A 16,505-nucleotide genomic window follows, 5' to 3' on the forward strand; every position below is an offset into this window, starting at 1 on the left:
CACCACAATCGCTCCGATGAGCGACAAGCACGGGTACGTACGCCGGTTCGCACCGGCTTCCGCCGTCACCGCCGGACTGATCGCCGTACTGGTGGGAGTCACCAGTTCCGCCGCTATCGTCTTCACCGCCGCGAAGGCGGCCGGTGCCGGGCCGAAGGAGATCACCTCCTGGATGCTGGCCCTCGGGGTCGGCATGGGAGTCACCTGCATCTGGTTGTCCCTGCGCTACCGGGCGCCGGTCGTGACCGCCTGGTCCACGCCCGGGGCGGCCCTGCTGACGACGGGACTGGACGGCGTCACCCTGCCGGAGGCCATCGGCGCGTTCCTGGTCTCCTCGGCGCTGATCGTGCTCAGCGGGCTGACGGGCTGGTTCGAGCGGGCGATGGGCAGGATTCCGGTGCCGCTGGCGGCGGGGCTGCTGGCCGGGGTTCTCGTACAGTTCGGCACCGGGCTCTTCGCGAGCATGGAGAACGACTTCGCCGTCGCGTTCTCCCTCTTCGCCGCGTACCTCGTGGGCCGTCGACTGGTGCCCCGGTACGCGATCGTGGCCGCGCTCGCCGTGGGCGCCCTGGTCGCCACCGTTCAGGGTTCCCTGCAACCGGGCCGCATCCAACTCGGTTTCGCCGAGGCGGTCTTCACCGCCCCCGACTTCTCCTGGTCAGTCGTGCTGAGCGTGGCGCTGCCCCTGTTCGTCGTCACGATGGCCTCCCAGAACCTCCCGGGCGTCGCGGTGCTCAAAGTGGACGGATACGGTCGGGTGCCGGTGTCCCCGCTGATCACCACCACGGGAGCCGTCAGCACCGTGTTGGCGCCCTTCGGCTGCTTCGGCCTCAATCTGGCCGCCATCACCGCGGCGATATGCACCAGCCGCGAGGCGCACGAGGACCCGGACCGGCGCTACCTGGCCGGCGTCTGGGCCGGCGTCTTCTACCTGTGCGTGGGCGTGCTCGGCGGCACCGTCAGCTCCCTGCTCACCCTGCTGCCCCCGGCGCTCGTCCTGGGCATCGCCGGGCTCGGCCTGCTCGGCACCATCGGGAACTCCCTGTTCTCCGCGCTGTCGGACGAGGGCTTCCGGGAGTCCGCAGCGGTGACGTTCCTGGCCACCGCGTCCGGCGTGACGCTGTGGGGAATCGGCTCGGCGTTCTGGGGCCTGCTCGCCGGAGTGCTGACCTTCGCGGTGACGCACCGGGGTCGACGCCCCGTCCGTCCCCCTGCCGCACCGTCCCCCTCCACCACTCCTTCCCGCCCGCCGCACGGCTCCGTCCGCCGCCCGTCGAGCTGAGACGGCGCGCGGAGGGCAGGAGCACCGCCCCCGAGCCGGCGGCAGGAAGAGTGCGTCCGGCCGCCGCACTCCACCTCTCCCGCCTCGCGCGTGGAAAGGAACACGCCACTTTCTCCTGCGAGGGGTGAGCGGTCGTCCTCGTCGGGAGCGAGAAGCGGAGGCAACTCCCCTACAGAACAAGGCACTTCACACGACTTCCTGCGGCGACGCACATGACGACCCAATGGGGCGATGTCTCACCATCTGGACGCCTCCCGGAGCCTCTAAACACCCTCTGACGTGCGAGTGTTCGAGAATTCCGGCGAACTCCCCAGTAGACCCCCTTGAAAAGCCTGTCGATCACATGCCAATGTCATGCGTCGATGACACGAGCCGCAGCGTAACCCCGCAACGGTGGTCGTGCAGTCGTCTCAAGTCCCCCCATCCGAAACCCGGATTGGGTCAGTGCGTGGCCCCGTCACGGGGCTGGTCGTCCGTCATTGCTCCATGGCTATTTCAGCAGAGGGAGCCCCATGCACGGCTTAGGCGCATTCACGTCAGGACTCACACACATTCCCCCGGGTAGCCGGTCGGCATCCATCGCTCGACCGATCCGTCATTGCCCGGTCGATTTCCAGAAGCTCCACCGATGTTTCCGCGGCGGACTGCTCCCCCCGTTCCGCGCCGGCAGTCAGGCCCTCGTGCCTCACTCCTCGACCGGCGCGACGTCCCTCGCCGTCGCCACCGTCGGCGCGGCACCGCCCGGGCATCGGGTCGCGAGTCCTCGGCCGTGGCGGTCGCCCCGTGCCAGCAGGAGTCCCGGGCCGGTCGAGCCCAGCCCGCTCCCCCGCCGCACCCGGAGGAGCCGCCCCACCTCGCCGCCCACCGCTGAACCGTCGCACCACGGCCTCCACCTGCGCTCTTCCCGCCGCTCGTGACGCCCCTGCCCGTACGCACGGGTCACGGAGGGGAATGACCCCCGCACGTCGCGACGCCCCGGCTCCGGTACCGCCTCCCCCGTCCACGCAGCGCTGAGCCCGCTTCCCCGTACTCCCGGACCGACGCCCGGGGTCCCCCTACCTACACGTGTCCGTCTTCCCACGTCTCCCACGTCTCCCAGGTCCACCTCGTGCACCTCCCTGCCCGCGGCAGGCAGGGGCACCGTGCCGGTGGTGCTCGGCACCACCGTGCTCGGAACGGGCCCGCCCCACCCCGCACCGAGGAGTCGACCAACCGCGTCCCGGGTACCGCCGGCAGCGCCGCCGGCCGGACCCGTCCCACCTCACCTCCGACGCGCTCCCACCCGGCGTCCGAAAACCCACCCGACCGGTGTCACCGGGTCCGCGCACGCCTTCCCGGTGCCCCCAGCCCGACAGATCACCGAGAGAAAGAGTCGAGACATGAGTCAGCCCACGCGGACCAACACGTTCTCCCTCACCCCCGAGGAGCTCAGGAAGTTCCACCAGGACGGCTACATCGGCCCGTTCGACCTCTACGACAAGGACGCGATGGAGGCGGACCTCCAGGCCCTGCGCCCCAAGCTGCTGAACACGAAGAGGGCCATCTACAGCAGCGGAAAGGCGGTCTCGGGAAACACCAACCTGGCGAACTACGACCGGCACCTCGACGTCGACTTCCTCGCGGACCACATCACCCGGCCCGAGATCGTCGACCGGGTCTCCAGCATCCTCGGCCCGGACACCCTGTGCTGGCGGAGCGAGTTCTTCCCGAAGTACCCCGGCGACGAGGGCACCGACTGGCACCAGGCCGACAACTTCTCCAACGTCGCCGGTTCCAAGCATCCGCAGATCGTCTGGCCCGAGGACGCGGACTTCGGCGGCACCATCACGGTCTGGACGGCGTTCACCGAAGCCAGCGTGGAGAACGGCTGCCTCCAGTTCATCCCCGGCTCGCACAAGACGATGAACTACGACGAGTCCAAGACCATGGACTACGACCCGGACGCCATCAACCGGACGGAGAAGAACGGTGTCCGCCGGGGATTCTTCGGCCATGACTACCGTCAGCTCCAGAAGGACCCGAACTGGAGCCCCGACGAGTCCAAGGCGGTGTCCCAGGTCATGCGCCAGGGCCAGTTCATCGTCTTCTGGTCGACGTTGATGCACGCCTCGCACCCGCACTCGGGCCTCACCGATCAGATGCGTCTCGGCTTCGCCGCCCGCTACCTGCCGACTTCGGTGAAGGTCTACCCGTACTCCACCGATCTGGAGGAGTTCGGCGGGCAGGCGAGCCTCGCCCAGTTCGGCAACGTCCTCACCACCGGTCAGGACACCCACGGCCACAACCGCTTCGTCGACCGCACGGTCACCGGCCACCCGTTCCGGACCCGCTGACCCGCCGAAAGGACTACCACGGTGTCGAACAACACGCAGAGCAGCAGGACTCCGAGCCAGGAGGAACTGGAGCAGTGGGTCCTCAGCGCCTGCCGGGACATCGGACTCGGTGCCGAGGACGCCGATTCCGACTTCTTCGGGGCGGGCGGCACCTCGCTGACGGCGATCCGACTGATCGCCAAGGCGGAGGAGGGCTTCGGTGAGGACGCCCTCGACCCGGAGGACCTCTTCGCCCGCAGCAGCGTCCGGGAGATCGCCGCCACGATACTCCGCAGCACGCGGACATGAGGCGACCGGCCGTGCAGTCTGCCGGCGACACGTGGGTACCGCTGATCCGGCCCGCCTCGGGGACCCGTCGCATCCGACTGATCTGTTTCCCGTACGCCGGCGGCGGCCCCGACCTCTTCAGAACCTGGGCGGACGGCCTGGACGACGGGGTCGAACTGCTCGCCGTCAGGCTGCCCGGCCGGGGACCGAGGCTACGGGAACCGCTCTACGAGAGTTGGGAACCGCTGGTCAGGGACACCTACCGGGCGCTGTCCGAGGCCGGCTGCCTCACCGACCCGCACGCCTTCTTCGGTCACAGCTTCGGCGCCCGGCTGGCCTACGAGACGGCCCGCCTGGCGGCCGACGCCCGTCCGGGCGCCACCCGGCGGCTGTTCGTCGCCGGCAGCCGCAGTCCCAATCGCCCCCAGCACCGGCCGTACCTGCACCGACTCCCGCACGAACGGTACGTCGAAGCCGTGCGTGCCATGGGCGGGACCCCCGCCGAGGTCCTGGACAACCGGGCCATGATGCGACTGTTCCTGCCGACCATGCGCAGCGACATGCGCCTGGCGGAACTGTGGGGCGACCGTCCCGGGAACTCCCCCTTGGACGTGCCCATCACGGCGCTGTACGGGCGGGACGACCCCGTCGACGGACGGACGGCGATGCGCGACTGGACGCTCTACACCCGCCGGGAGGCGGAGCTGCTGGAACTGCCCGCGGGCCACTTCTTCCTGGACACGCACCGCGAACTCCTACTGGAAACGATCAACGCAAGGCTGGTGAGCAGCGTATGACCACCGCGCCCGACCGGTCGGCCGCGCCGACAGCGGCACCCCTGCGGATCGAGGCCGGGCCGGCCGCCCTGGCCGCCCACCGGGCCCTCAACCAGGACACCGACACCCCCTACCCGGACCTCGGCGTCAAGGAGTTGTTCGAAGCACAGGCCGCCCGCCGCCCCCGTGCCACCGCCCTGGTCCACGAGGGCGGCAGACTCGACTACGCCGCGCTGAACGGCCTCGCCAACGACCTGGCGGAGACGATGCGGAGCGCGGGCGTCCGTCCCGGTGACACCGTCACCGTGCTGATCGGCCGCTCGGCTGAGCTGATCATCGCCCTGCTCGCGACCGTCAAGTGCGGCGGCACCTACCTCCCCGCGGACGCGGACTGGCCGGACGAACGACTGCGCGCCCTCCTGGACCGCACCGGGTCCGTCCACGTCCTCGGCCGGGCCGGCGACCTCGACGCCCTCGCCGCGCGGCTGCCCGGTCGGCGGTTCCTGCCCGTCGAACGCGACCGGTTGACCGAGCGGGAGCAAGCCCCTGCGCACCGCGGCTCGCCCGACGACATCGCGTACATCAACTTCACTTCCGGCTCCACGGGCGTCCCCAAGGGCGTTCCGATCCGCCACCGCAGCATCGTGCGTCTGGTCCACCGAGCCCGGTACTGCCGCCTGGACGAGGAGTCCGTCCTCCTGCAACTGGCCCCGGTCTCCTTCGACGCGGCCACCTTCGAGATCTGGGGCGCCCTGCTCCACGGCGCCACCCTGGTGCTGTACCCGTCGTCCTTCGTGAGCCTGGGCCGACTCCGCCGCGTCCTGACCGAGCACCGGGTGACCGTGGTCTTCCTCACCACCGCACTGTTCAACACCGTCGTCGACGAGGCGCCGGACACCCTCGCCGGCGTGCGCACGGTCCTCACCGGCGGCGAGGCGCACTCGCTCACCCACATGGCCACGGCGCTGCGGATCTACGGGCCGGATCGCGTGGTCAGCGTCTACGGACCCACCGAGTGCACCACCTTCGCGACCTACCACCCGGTCCGCGCCCTCGACCGGGACGAGTCGAGCCTCCCCATCGGCCGGCCCATCCAGAACACCCGTGCCTACGTGGTGCGGGACGGGCACCTGTGCCCGCCCGGCGATCCGGGGGAGGTGCTGCTCGCCGGCCCCGGCCTCTCCCCCGGGTACCTGGGGCTTCCGGAGGCCACCGCGCGCCACTTCGTGGATGCGGAGGTCGACGGCGTGCCGGAACGGCTCTACCGCACCGGTGACCGGGCCTTCCTCTCCGAGCGCGGGCACCTGGTGTTCCAGGGCCGCCTCGACGACCAGGTCAAGATCAACGGATTCCGTGTCGAACTCGGTGAGGTCGCCTACCACCTGGACGCGCAACCCGCCGTGCGCCGCAGCTTCGTCACCACCCGGCCGAACCGGCAGGGCGGTCGGGAGCTGGTCGCCTTCGTCGTGCCGGACACGGCCGACTGCGACCCCGAGACCCTCCGCGCCCACCTGCGCCAGCGCCTGCCCCACTACCTCGTCCCCACCGTCCTGCGGCTCCGGGCCGACCTGCCGCTGACCGCCACGGGCAAGGTGGACCGCAGTGCGCTGCTCGCCGGCCTCGACGCCCCCGCCGCCGCCGTGGAAGGAGGAGCGTCATGAGCGTCTCCCCGCCCCCGGTCGGCCGCCTCCTCACCGAGCGCGCGCTCGCCCACGACTTCCCGTTCTTCGACCACGGGCACGACGCCTTCCGGGCGCTGGTCCGCGCCCGGCTCGCGGAGCACGTCCTGCCGCACGCCGAGGCGTGGGAACGGCAGGGGCGCATCGCCGCGGAGGGCTGGAAGGCCCTCGGCGCGGCCGGCCTCCTCGAAGTCGGCCACAGCGGCGACGACTTCCTGCACAGCGCCGTCCTCCTGGAGGAACTCGGGGCCACCGGGTACGCGGGCATCAGGGCGTCCGTCGGGGTGCACGCCTACATGGCGCTCTCGTACGTCCTGTTGTTCGGCACTCCGCAACAGCGGGAAGCGTGGGTTCCGGCCGCCCACCGCGGCGAGTCGGTCACCGCACTGGCCATCAGCGAGCAGAACTCGGGATCGGACCTGCGCGACCTGCGCACCCGTGCCCGGCCGTGCGACGGGGCGGACGGCTTCGTGCTCGACGGACGCAAGAGCTACGTCGCCAACGGCACCCGGGCCGGTCTGCTCGTGGTCCTGGCCCGCACCCGGCACCCGGACGGCGCGAGCGCCGGTACGGGCGGCGGACGCGGGCTGGCCAACGCCAGCATGCTGCTCGTCGACGCCGACAGTCCCGGTGTGACCCGCCGGCCCCAGCCCATGGCCGGCTGGCGGGCCGCGGACATCGCGGAGATCGACTTCGACCACGTCGAGGTCCCCGAGACGGGGCTGCTCGGACGCCGCCACCGCGCCCTGCTCCAGCTCATGCGCGCACTCGACTTCGAGCGCCTGGTCGCGGGCCTGTTGGCGGTCGGCGGGGTGCGGTACACCCTCGAACTGCTCGACACCCATGTGTGCACGCGGCACGTCAAGGGCGTGCCGCTGGGCGCTCACCAAGCGGTGCGACATCGACTCGCGGAACTCTACGGCGAGTTCGACATGGTGCACCGGTACGCCCACCACGCGGCGTGGCTGCACGCACAGGGGCGGCTGGACACCCGCACGGCGTCGGTGCTGAAGCTGCGTTCCACGGAGCTGGCGGTGACCGCCGCACAGGTGTGCGCCCAGTACCACGGGGCGCTCGGCCAGCAGGAAGGGGCCGACGCCGCCCGTGTGCACCGTGACGCGACGGCCGGGACGATCGCCGCGGGAGCCAGCGAGCTGCTGCGCGACATGATCTTCGAGGGGAACTGACATGGCCGCACGCTCCTCCGCACCCGAGCGTTCGACGCGTCGCCGGCCCTGGGCGGCCGTCGCCCTCACCGGTGTGCTGCCGCTCGTCGTCATCGTCCTCGTCGTGGTGATCGCCGAGGGCAGTTCCGTCGACGCGTCCGGTTCGACGGCACGCGACGGAGCCACCGGCCCGCACCTCGGGGCCACGGGGCACTTCCTCCTCGCCGCGGCCGTCGTGGTGGCCGCCGCCCACCTCGGAGGCGCGCTGCTGAAGCGGCTCGGCCAACCCCGGGTCGTGGGCGAGATATGCGCCGGCCTCGCGCTGGGGCCGACCCTCCTCGGGAATCTGGCCCCCGGCACCATGGCCTGGCTGTTCCCGGAGAGCGTGCTCGGTCCCATCAACGGACTGGCCCAGATCGGTCTGGTCCTCTTCATGTTCGGCGTGGGGCAGGAGTTGGCGGGCATGCGGCTGCGCGGCGCGGCCACGCGCATGCTCATCGTCAGCCAGTCGTCGACGCTGGTGCCCTTCGCCCTGGGCGCGGCCGTCGGCGTCCCCCTGGTCGCGCACTACGCCGGACCCCACGGGGACGGCATCGTGTTCGTCCTGTTCATGGGCTGTGCGCTGAGCATCACCGCGTTCCCCGTCCTGGCCCGGCTCCTCGCCGACCTGGGCATCACCCGCACCGAGGCCGGGCGGCTGAGCCTGTTCGCGGCGGCGGTGGGTGACGGTGCGATCTGGCTGGTCCTCGCCGCGATCCTGGCCGTGACACATGGCGGGGACCCCACGGCGCTGCTGCTCAACGGGGTGATGGCGGTCGCCGTGGTCGCGTTGCTCCTCGGGCCCGTGAAGCGTCTGCTCTCCCAGTGGGCGGCGCGGAAGCGCAGTGGTGAAGTCGGCGTGCTGATGGTCGTCGTCGGGGTGACCGGCGTCGCGGCCCTCACCGCCGCCATCGGCGTGCACCAACTGATCGGAGCCCTGCTGGTCGGACTCGCCTGGCCGGTCCGCCGTGAGGGAGCCTCCGGCATCGGCCCGGGCATCGAACAGCTGATCGATACGGCCAGGACCGTCCTGCTGCCGTTCTTCTTCTTCGGATTCGGCCTCACCGTCGACCTCAGTGCGCTGGAGTGGGGCGCCCCGCTCGTCGTGGTGTTCCTGGCGCTCCTGGCGCTGGCCGTCTTCGGCAAGGTCGCGGGCCCCGGCCTCGCCGCGTGGTTGTCCGGCATGCAGCCGCGCCCCGCGATCGTCCTCGGCGTGCTGCTCAACGCACGGGGTCTGACCGAGCTCATCGTCATCCAGATCGGCTACGACGCCGGCATCATCGACTCCCGGATGCAGGCCGTCCTCACCCTCGTCGCCCTGAGCACCACCATGATGGCCAGTCCCCTCCTGCACCTGTTGAAGGCGGGCGGGGACGAGCGGCCCGGCGGCCGCGCCCAGACCTCGTCCGGGACGGCAGCACCGGGCGACGGACCGGGCCCACCGTCCCAGGAACTGACGTCCGCCGTGGAAGGACCCGTCACGGGCCCCTCGCCCGGCCCCGCCCGCACCCGGTGACCAGGCGCTGACGCCCCGGCCCGCCGGCGCACGCCCCCCGACTCCCGGCGACGGGCCGGGGGGCGTGCGCCGCCGTCCGGTGGCGTTCGGCGCCCGTTCGGCGGACAGCAGGAAGCCGGAGCAGGCCCCCCGCGATCCCCGGACCGTTCACGGACGCGGTCGTGGGGACGGGCGGGGCGCGCGTCAGTCGGCCCGGAGACCGACCGCCAGCGTCAGTTCAAGGACCCGGTGCGGCGATGCGAGATCCGGAAAGAGCTCCCGCAGTTGCGACATCCGGTACCGGACCGTCTGCGGATGGACGAACAGCGCCGCCGCCACCTCCTCCCGTCTGCCCTGGTGCAGCAGCCACGCCCGCAAGGTCTCCTCCATCCGCCGTGCCGTCGCGACGGGCAAGGCCCGCAACGGTGCGAGGGCTCGGGCCCGCAGGTCCGCGAACGCGTCCGCGTCGGCGCTCAGCACCAGCTCGGGCAGGTGGTCCTCGGTGTCGCGAACGTCCGGGGAGAGGGAGCGAGCGCGCACGGCCCGTGCGTACGAGGCGGACGCCCGGGTCCACGGGCGGGCCGGACCGACCACGGCGGTGCGGTCGGTCAGCTGGTTCAGGAGGTGTGGCCGGTCGGCATCGGGGACGAGCAGCACACCGGTGGCGTCCGGCACGTCGTCGAGGACGAGGGTGCTCGGGTCGAGCGTGCGGTAGGCGGGCCGGGCCTGGGCGGCGGGCAGCAGGACCGCGGTCAGCGACACCGGAGGCTGCCACCCCGCCCGTTGGGCGGAGGCCAGCAGCACGTCCGGGCTGGCGCCGGCGAGGAGGTCGCGGGCCAGGTGTTCCAGGTGGAGCTCGTGGGCCCGGCCACGGGCGGCCAGTTCGTCGGCGTGGCCCGCGGCGCTCGCAGCGGAGAGCTCGTCGATGTAGGCGAAGGTCAGCTCGGCGAACTTGGCGACCTCGGCCGCGGGCAGACCTGCGGGAACGGCACCCGCAGCCAGGCATCGCCAGGCCACGCGGGCACCGACGCGGTAGGCGCTGAGCAGGGCGTCCATCGAACGGCCGTCGCGCACCTCGCCGCGGCCCAGCTCGTAGGCTGCGTCACCGGCGTCGCCGCCCGTGACGTTCCCGCTCGCGAGGTCCAGGTAGTGCCCGAGGGCGGTGCGGACCGATCGACGGATGGTGCCGCCCATGCGGCCCGAGAGGGCGTTGGCGTACGGCGGAACCTCATCGATGATCGCCTGGACGACCTCGTCGGCCGTGCTCTTCAGCGCGGCCCGAAGTGCGGTGACCGTCGCCTCGTCCAGGGCCAGCTCGGTGGCCCTCCGGATAGTGTACCCCATGCTTTGTTCCCAACAAACAAATCAGCCGACCAGATTCACGTCCTACGGGTAAGACTTTACGCGCGGAGGCACATCAAGCTGGAGCCATGACGAGTGCAGCCCTCCGCAGTAGGGCGTGGAAACTGCTGGAGATGGTCACGACGCCGCTGTTGCCGTCTGACTACCTCGACCTGGTCAGCCCCCTGCGCACGGGGGCCGACCTGCGGGGGCGCATCGAGGCCGTGCACCCCGAGACGAGTGACGCCGCGACCATCGTGATCAGGCCCGGACGGGGCTGGCGCGGCCACACGGCCGGCCAGTACGTGCGGATCGGGGTCGACGTCGACGGGGTGCGCCTGTGGCGCGCGTACTCCCTCACCTCGCCGACGAACCGTCGGGACGGCCGCGTCACGATCACCGTGAAGGCGATCCCGGACGGCAAGGTCAGCAACCACCTGGTGCGCAGGGCGAAACCGGGCACGCTGGTCCAGCTCGACCAGGCGACCGGTGACTTCGTGCTGCCGGAGTCCCGGCCCGCCAAGGTGCTCTACCTGACCACGGGCAGCGGCATCACGCCGGTGATGGGCATGCTGCGCGACACCGAGTTCGACGACGCCGTCATGGTCCACTGCGCGCCACGGTCGCAGGACGTGATCTTCCGCAGCGATCTGCACGACCTGGTCGCGGAGAAGAAGCTCCGGCTCACCGAGGTGCACACCGACACGGACGGCGTGCTCGACATCACCCGTCTCGACGCCCTCGTGCCCGACTGGGCCGAGCGCGAGACCTGGGCCTGCGGACCCGCGGGCCTGCTCGACGCCGCCGAGGAGCACTGGGCCCGGCACGGCCTCTCCGAGCGCCTGCACACCGAACGCTTCCGCCCCACCGTCACCGTCGTCGGTGACGGCGGCGAGGTCACGTTCAGCACCACCGGCAAGAGCGTCGACGCGGACGGCGCCACGCCGTTGCTGGACGTCGGCGAGGAGGCCGGCGTGCTCATGCCCTCCGGGTGCCGCATGGGCATCTGCTTCGGCTGCGTCACGCCGCTCAAGGCGGGCGCCGTCCGCGACCTGCGCACCGGCGAGATCACCGAGTCCGCGCCGGGCGTCCTCATCCAGACCTGCGTGTCCGCCGCGGCGGGCCCCTGCGACATCGAACGGTAGGAGCACCGTGACCGCCATCGACCCCACCGCCCACCTGACCGCGGAGCAGATCGAGGAGCTCGGCCGCGAGCTGGACGCGATCCGCGACGAGGTGCTCGCCAGTCGCGGCGAGAAGGACGCCGCCTACATCCGCAAGGTCATCTCGGTGCAGCGCAGGCTAGAGCTGGCCAGCCGGGGCGTGCTGCTGTTCTCCCTCTTCCCGCCCGCGTGGGTGATCGGCACCGTCGGTCTGTCCGTGGCGAAGATCATGGACAACATGGAGATCGGCCACAACGTCCTGCACGGCCAGTGGGACTGGATGCGGGACCCGAAGATCCACTCCACCACCTGGGAGTGGGACCACGTCTCGCCGGCCGACCAGTGGAAGCACTCGCACAACGAACTGCACCACACGTACACCAACGTGATCGGCAAGGACAACGACCTCGGCTACGGCATCATGCGCGTCGACGAGGACCAGCGGTGGCACCCGTTCCACCTGGGCCAGCCGCTGTGGAACTTCATCAACGCCTGCTTCTTCGAGTACGGCATCGCCGCGTACGACCTGGAGCTCGGCAAGAACCTGCACAAGCGTCGCCGCAAGGACCCGGAGTTCCGCGCGCGGGCCAAGGCCGTGGGCCGCAAGATCCGCAAGCAGGTGCTCAAGGACTACGTGATCCACCCGCTGCTGTCGGGCCCGTCGTTCCTCTCCACGCTCGCCGCCACCTTCACCGCGAACCTGGTCCGCAACCTCTGGTCCCACTCGGTGATCATGTGCGGGCACTTCCCCAAGGGCGTGCAGGTCTTCGAGCGCCGGTCGATCAAGGGCGAGACGCGCGGCCAGTGGTACCTGCGCCAGATGATGGGCTCGGCGAACATCAGCGGCAGCAGGACCATGCACTTCATGACCGGCAACCTGTCGCACCAGATCGAGCACCACCTCTTCCCCGACCTGCCGAGCAACCGGTACGCCGAGGTCGCCGTGAAGGTGCGCGCGCTGTTCGAGAAGTACGAGCTGGAGTACGTCACCGGGCCGCTGCCCAAGCAGGTGTTCTCCGCGTGGTGCAAGGTCTTCCGGCTCTCCCTGCCCAACAAGAAGCCCAAGGCCAAGACGCCGGACCGCGAGCTCCTCGCGGCCTGATCCCGGTACGGGTGCGGACCTGTCGGCCGCGGCGGCGGCACCGGACCGTGGGCGGCGTGGACGCGGTGGGTCGGGTGACCGCACCGCCGCCCCCGCGGTCCACGAGCGCGCCCGGCCGACGTCGTCCCCCCGCGGTCAACCCGGTTTGACCGCCAGCGTCGCGAAGTAGCCCGACATGTACGAGGCGGATGCGTCGGAGTGGTGCGGCGCTTCCGCGAAGCCGGTGAGGACGAACCCCGCGGCGAGTTGCCCGCCGATCTGGGCGGTGAGGGTGTGGCCGTACTCAAGAGCGGCATCCGCACCGAACTTCGTGGCGCGCTCCTCGGCGGAGTAGTGCGTGACATCGCTGTAGGGCAGCTTGTGCACGACGATCAACTCGTCGCGCTCGTCGAGCGCGTCCTGGTCGAACAAGTACGCATCGGGGTTGAGGAAGCCCGCGAGCAGGGTCCCGCCCGGTCGCAGGACGCGGAAGCACTCACTCCACACCGGCGCCAGGTCCGGTACGAACAGGTTGGAGACCGGATGGAACACGAGGTCGAACGTCGCGTCCTCGAAGGCGGCGAGGTCGCGCATGTCGCCCAGGACGGTGCGCAGTTCGAGCCCGTCGCGCGCCGCCACCAACTGATCCTGGTCGAGCTGACGGGGTGAGTTGTCGAAAACGGTGACCCGCGCCCCCGCGGCGGCGAGGATCGGAGCCTGTTGGCCACCGCCGGAGGCCAAGCACAACACGTCCTTGCCGGTCAGATCCGCCGGCAGCCAGGAGCGGTCGACCGGCTCATGCCCGATGAGAACGATGGACCAGTCGCCGGCGCGGGCGCGCTCGATGACCTCAGCGCTCACCGGCCTCGTCCACTCGCTACCCTCTTCGACGTACTTGTCCCAGGCTGCCCGATTGTGGGCAGCGGGGTCGGCCACCACGTCCTGCACGTGCAACTCCCTGCTTCAGCCGGGCGTACACCCGCGGTACTGACAGTTCGACGTTGCCAGCCAACACGATCACGGAGCGCGGCTCAACAGGATTTGCCGGACCTCCGCACCTCGACGGATCCCTCCGTTCGCCACACGGACCCCGCCGAGAGCCGGGAAGCCGGGCGAGGACTCGCCGATCCGATTCATCGACCGGCTACCCGGCCTGGGCCGCCCGACGAGCCAACTACAGCCCGTCGCTTCGCTGTTGTGGCCATCGGTCCGATCGAGTAGGGTCACCCGACGTGAACACCGGACCGGCGCTACGCCACGCACGGATTGGCCACCCGGTGGGGGGCTGATCGCACGGCGGGTGCAGAGAACGCACCCCCTCAGTTCGGCACGCGGACCTCCCGGCACTCGCGCACCGCGAGTCCGTTTTCCGTGTCGAACCATCACGAGGTCAATCGAATGACAGCCACGTTCAACCACACCATCATCGCTGCCAGGGACCGCACCGAGTCGGCTCGTTTCTTCCGGGAGCTGTTGGAACTCTCCGAAGCTCCGTCCTGGGGACCGTTCACCAACGTCCAGCTCACCGACGGCGTGCTGCTGCAGTTCGCCGAGCCGCCGATGGAGATCCAGATGCAGCACTACGCGTTCTTGGTCGACGACGAGCTGTTCGACCGCGCGTACCGGCGGCTGTGCGATCGCGGCATCGAGCACTGGGCCGACCCGCAGATGCGCCGTCCAGGCGAGATCAACAACGAGCACGGCGGTCGAGGCGTGTACGTCAAGGACCCCGCCGGTCACGCGATCGAGCTGATCACCCGCCCGTATCTGTAGCGGAGGGAGGACCTGGTCGGGCGCCCGCAGCAGCGCGCCCGACCGGGCGGCCGACTGGCCGCGCCCCGCGTTTCCCGGGGCGTCCAGCGCCCGGTTCATCGCCTCGCACACGATCGCCGTCCGGACCTCGGCCGGCGTCACCAGGGGCTCTTCCCCCTCGACCACGGCACGGTGGAGTCGAGGACACCCGTCGCGCGGCCGGCTCCCGCGGATGCGGGGTAGTCCCGTGTCTACCATCGGAGGGAATCACCGGATGCGCACAGACACGCCTGCGCACATCCGGGTCGGGGCCCGGCCACATTGGCGCCATGACCGCGCACTCGATGAGGGACCTGCTGCTGCGTGCGCAACGCGACGCGGCCTTCGCTGAACTGGCACGTACCGACCCGGACAGCGCCGCTGCCGACTACGACCTGAGCACCGGGGAGCTGGAGAGCCTGAGGCGCCTCGACTGGGACCTCTACCGGTATCTGGTCCCCGCGCTCGCTGGCGGAGATCTGTCCATGACGCTCCCGCCCACCACGCTCACCGAGCCCATGCACCTGACCTACCACTCGTTCTCGGAGCTGGTCCGCGGCCCGAAGGGCCCCGAAGCGGAGGCGAAGCGACGGGACCTGGTGGCGGAGATCCCGACACTGAGCGGCTCGGCCCGCCGCGCCAAGCTCGAAGAACTGATGGAGTACGTGTGAACGCCCAGGAGAAGACCGTGCGTCGGCCGGTCGACATCTACATCGTCGGCCTCGGCATCCGCAACGTCCAGCAGATCACCCGCGAGGCCGAGCAAGCGGTGCGCCTGAGCAAGAAGGTCTTCACCGTGGACGCCGGTTTCGGCATCGACGAGTTCCTGAGGACCTTGTGTCCGGACGTGCGCAGCATGTTGGACCACTACGAGGAGGGCGGCGACCGGCTGCGCACCTATCGGGCGATGGCGGCGGAGGTCGTGGACGCCGCGGTGGACGACGCTCCGGTCTGCTTCGCCACCTACGGGCACCCGAAGATCTACGTGTATCCCAGTCAACTGATCGAGCAGGCGGCGTCACTGCTCGGTCTGACGGTCAGGATCCTGCCGGGCATCTCGGCCCTGGACACGATCATCACCGACCTGAGCCTCGACCCGGGTCCGCACGGCCTCCAAATGTACGAGGCGACCGACCTCCTGGCGCGCGAGCGGCCCCTGCAGCCGGAGGTGCCCTGTCTGCTGTGGCAGGTGTCAGCCGTCGAGACGGCCATGTACACCACGAAGCGGGGCAATGCCGAGCGGTACCGGCGGCTCCAGGACTACCTGCTTCGGACGTATCCGACGGACCACGAGGTCACCATGGTCCTCAGCTCCACCTACGCGCTGTTGGAACCCTTGAAGGAGACCTTCCCCCTGGGGGAGCTGGCTCGGTTGCTGGCTCGTGGCCTCCAGGTCGGGACCCTCTACATTCCGCCGTTGAAGGAACGACCGATCAGCAACCCCGACATCCTCAACGACGCCTTCAACGCCGACCACCTGGAGCGCATCACCGCCGCGTCCTGAGACGAACGGACTGCCGTGACGGCGAGCGCGCGGCCACCCGGACACCTTGCTCGGCCTTGCAGCGCTCGCCCGGTGGCCCCCTCAGCACGCCCACGACCCCGTCGTTGCCGGCGCCCGCTCCCCCGATGGACCGATGGCGGTCGGTCTGGGGCGTGCCGTTGACGCACCCCTCGGCCTCGCCGTCCTGCCCCCGAAAGGCGCTGCCGGACTCCGGTTCCCCAACCGGTCCCCAAGAACAACGAAAAGGCGGTACCGGATTCCTCCGATACCGCCTACGACCTGCGAAAAGGCAAGTCGGGACGACAGGATTTGAACCTGCGACCCCTTGACCCCCAGTCAAGTGCGCTACCAAGCTGCGCCACGTCCCGATGCCCGCCCTGACCTGGGGTTTCCCCGGCCGAACGTGCAAGGAAACCATACCGCACTCCGTGCCCTGGTCGCGCACGTCGCGCCCGGTTGACCCCAAGTCCACTTGAGGTTGCACAGTGGACGCATGACCAAGGCGACCGACGCCAGCTGGCGTGAGAGGCCCGGGGAACGGGCGGGGAAGCAGCTCGGGGTGCAGGGGGGAACGCACGGGTACGGGGA

General features: G+C 70.6%; 14 protein-coding genes and 1 tRNA gene. 12 read left to right on the forward strand and 3 right to left on the reverse strand.

The genetic code is table 11. The features are described 5' to 3' along the window. Window positions 1–16: 16 nt before the first annotated feature. The 7 genes from ABT092_RS15640 (at window position 17) to ABT092_RS15670 (ending at window position 9,058) form a co-directional block, all read left to right on the forward strand. Window positions 17–1,282: a benzoate/H(+) symporter BenE family transporter gene (locus tag ABT092_RS15640; RefSeq protein ID WP_351243999.1), complete on the forward strand. Its 1,266-nt coding sequence runs from the start codon at window positions 17–19 to the stop codon at window positions 1,280–1,282. 1,379 nt (window positions 1,283–2,661) lie between these two features. Then, window positions 2,662–3,615 (forward strand): chlorinating enzyme, encoded by a 954-nt coding sequence (locus ABT092_RS15645; protein WP_351244001.1) that lies wholly within the window; start codon window positions 2,662–2,664, stop codon window positions 3,613–3,615. Window positions 3,616–3,636: 21 nt separating this feature from the next. After that, window positions 3,637–3,903 carry a phosphopantetheine-binding protein gene (locus tag ABT092_RS15650; protein WP_351244003.1) on the forward strand — a complete coding sequence of 89 codons (267 nt, stop codon included), beginning with the start codon at window positions 3,637–3,639 and terminating at the stop codon, window positions 3,901–3,903. 11 nt (window positions 3,904–3,914) lie between these two features. Beyond that, window positions 3,915–4,679, forward strand: a complete 765-nt coding sequence (locus ABT092_RS15655) for a thioesterase II family protein (protein WP_351244005.1) — start codon at window positions 3,915–3,917, stop codon at window positions 4,677–4,679. Beyond that, the gene (locus tag ABT092_RS15660; protein ID WP_351244007.1) at window positions 4,676–6,319 is read left to right on the forward strand and encodes an amino acid adenylation domain-containing protein; all 1,644 of its coding nucleotides are present in this window, start codon (window positions 4,676–4,678) and stop codon (window positions 6,317–6,319) included. Before ABT092_RS15655 ends, ABT092_RS15660 begins: the two co-directional genes overlap by 4 nt. Beyond that, window positions 6,316–7,524: an acyl-CoA dehydrogenase family protein gene (locus tag ABT092_RS15665; protein ID WP_351244009.1), complete on the forward strand. Its 1,209-nt coding sequence runs from the start codon at window positions 6,316–6,318 to the stop codon at window positions 7,522–7,524. Before ABT092_RS15660 ends, ABT092_RS15665 begins: the two co-directional genes overlap by 4 nt. A gap of 1 nt (window position 7,525) precedes the next feature. Further along, window positions 7,526–9,058: a cation:proton antiporter gene (locus ABT092_RS15670; protein ID WP_351244011.1), complete on the forward strand. Its 1,533-nt coding sequence runs from the start codon at window positions 7,526–7,528 to the stop codon at window positions 9,056–9,058. 183 nt (window positions 9,059–9,241) lie between these two features. On the opposite strand, the gene ABT092_RS15675 is transcribed toward ABT092_RS15670, so the two are convergent. Further along, window positions 9,242–10,381 carry a PucR family transcriptional regulator gene (locus tag ABT092_RS15675; RefSeq protein ID WP_351244013.1) on the reverse strand — a complete coding sequence of 380 codons (1,140 nt, stop codon included), beginning with the start codon at window positions 10,379–10,381 and terminating at the stop codon, window positions 9,242–9,244. Window positions 10,382–10,467: 86 nt separating this feature from the next. Here ABT092_RS15675 and ABT092_RS15680 point away from each other — a divergent pair, with 86 nt between their 5' ends. Next, window positions 10,468–11,523 carry a ferredoxin reductase gene (locus ABT092_RS15680; RefSeq protein ID WP_351244015.1) on the forward strand — a complete coding sequence of 352 codons (1,056 nt, stop codon included), beginning with the start codon at window positions 10,468–10,470 and terminating at the stop codon, window positions 11,521–11,523. A 7-nt stretch (window positions 11,524–11,530) separates the two neighbouring features. Further along, complete coding sequence (locus ABT092_RS15685) at window positions 11,531–12,643, forward strand: fatty acid desaturase family protein (RefSeq protein ID WP_351244017.1); 1,113 nt, start codon at window positions 11,531–11,533, stop codon at window positions 12,641–12,643. A 135-nt stretch (window positions 12,644–12,778) separates the two neighbouring features. Here the strand turns inward: ABT092_RS15685 and ABT092_RS15690 are convergent, their stop codons facing one another. After that, complete coding sequence (locus ABT092_RS15690) at window positions 12,779–13,570, reverse strand: class I SAM-dependent methyltransferase (RefSeq protein ID WP_351244019.1); 792 nt, start codon at window positions 13,568–13,570, stop codon at window positions 12,779–12,781. Window positions 13,571–14,020: 450 nt separating this feature from the next. Between ABT092_RS15690 and ABT092_RS15695 the strand changes: the two genes are divergently transcribed. From ABT092_RS15695 to ABT092_RS15705, 3 genes are all read left to right on the forward strand, one after another. Further along, window positions 14,021–14,395: a VOC family protein gene (locus ABT092_RS15695; RefSeq protein ID WP_351244021.1), complete on the forward strand. Its 375-nt coding sequence runs from the start codon at window positions 14,021–14,023 to the stop codon at window positions 14,393–14,395. A gap of 308 nt (window positions 14,396–14,703) precedes the next feature. Continuing rightward, window positions 14,704–15,084, forward strand: coding sequence for a hypothetical protein (locus tag ABT092_RS15700; RefSeq protein ID WP_351244023.1), 381 nt, complete (start codon window positions 14,704–14,706; stop codon window positions 15,082–15,084). Continuing rightward, entirely contained in the window at window positions 15,081–15,917 is an 837-nt protein-coding gene (locus ABT092_RS15705; protein WP_351244025.1) for an SAM-dependent methyltransferase, read from the forward strand. Before ABT092_RS15700 ends, ABT092_RS15705 begins: the two co-directional genes overlap by 4 nt. A gap of 294 nt (window positions 15,918–16,211) precedes the next feature. Here the strand turns inward: ABT092_RS15705 and ABT092_RS15710 are convergent. Next, window positions 16,212–16,285 (reverse strand) — tRNA-Pro (locus ABT092_RS15710). Window positions 16,286–16,505 lie beyond the last annotated feature (220 nt).

This window comes from Streptomyces sp. NPDC002490 (assembly GCF_040296045.1).
Lineage (GTDB): Bacteria > Actinomycetota > Actinomycetes > Streptomycetales > Streptomycetaceae > Streptomyces.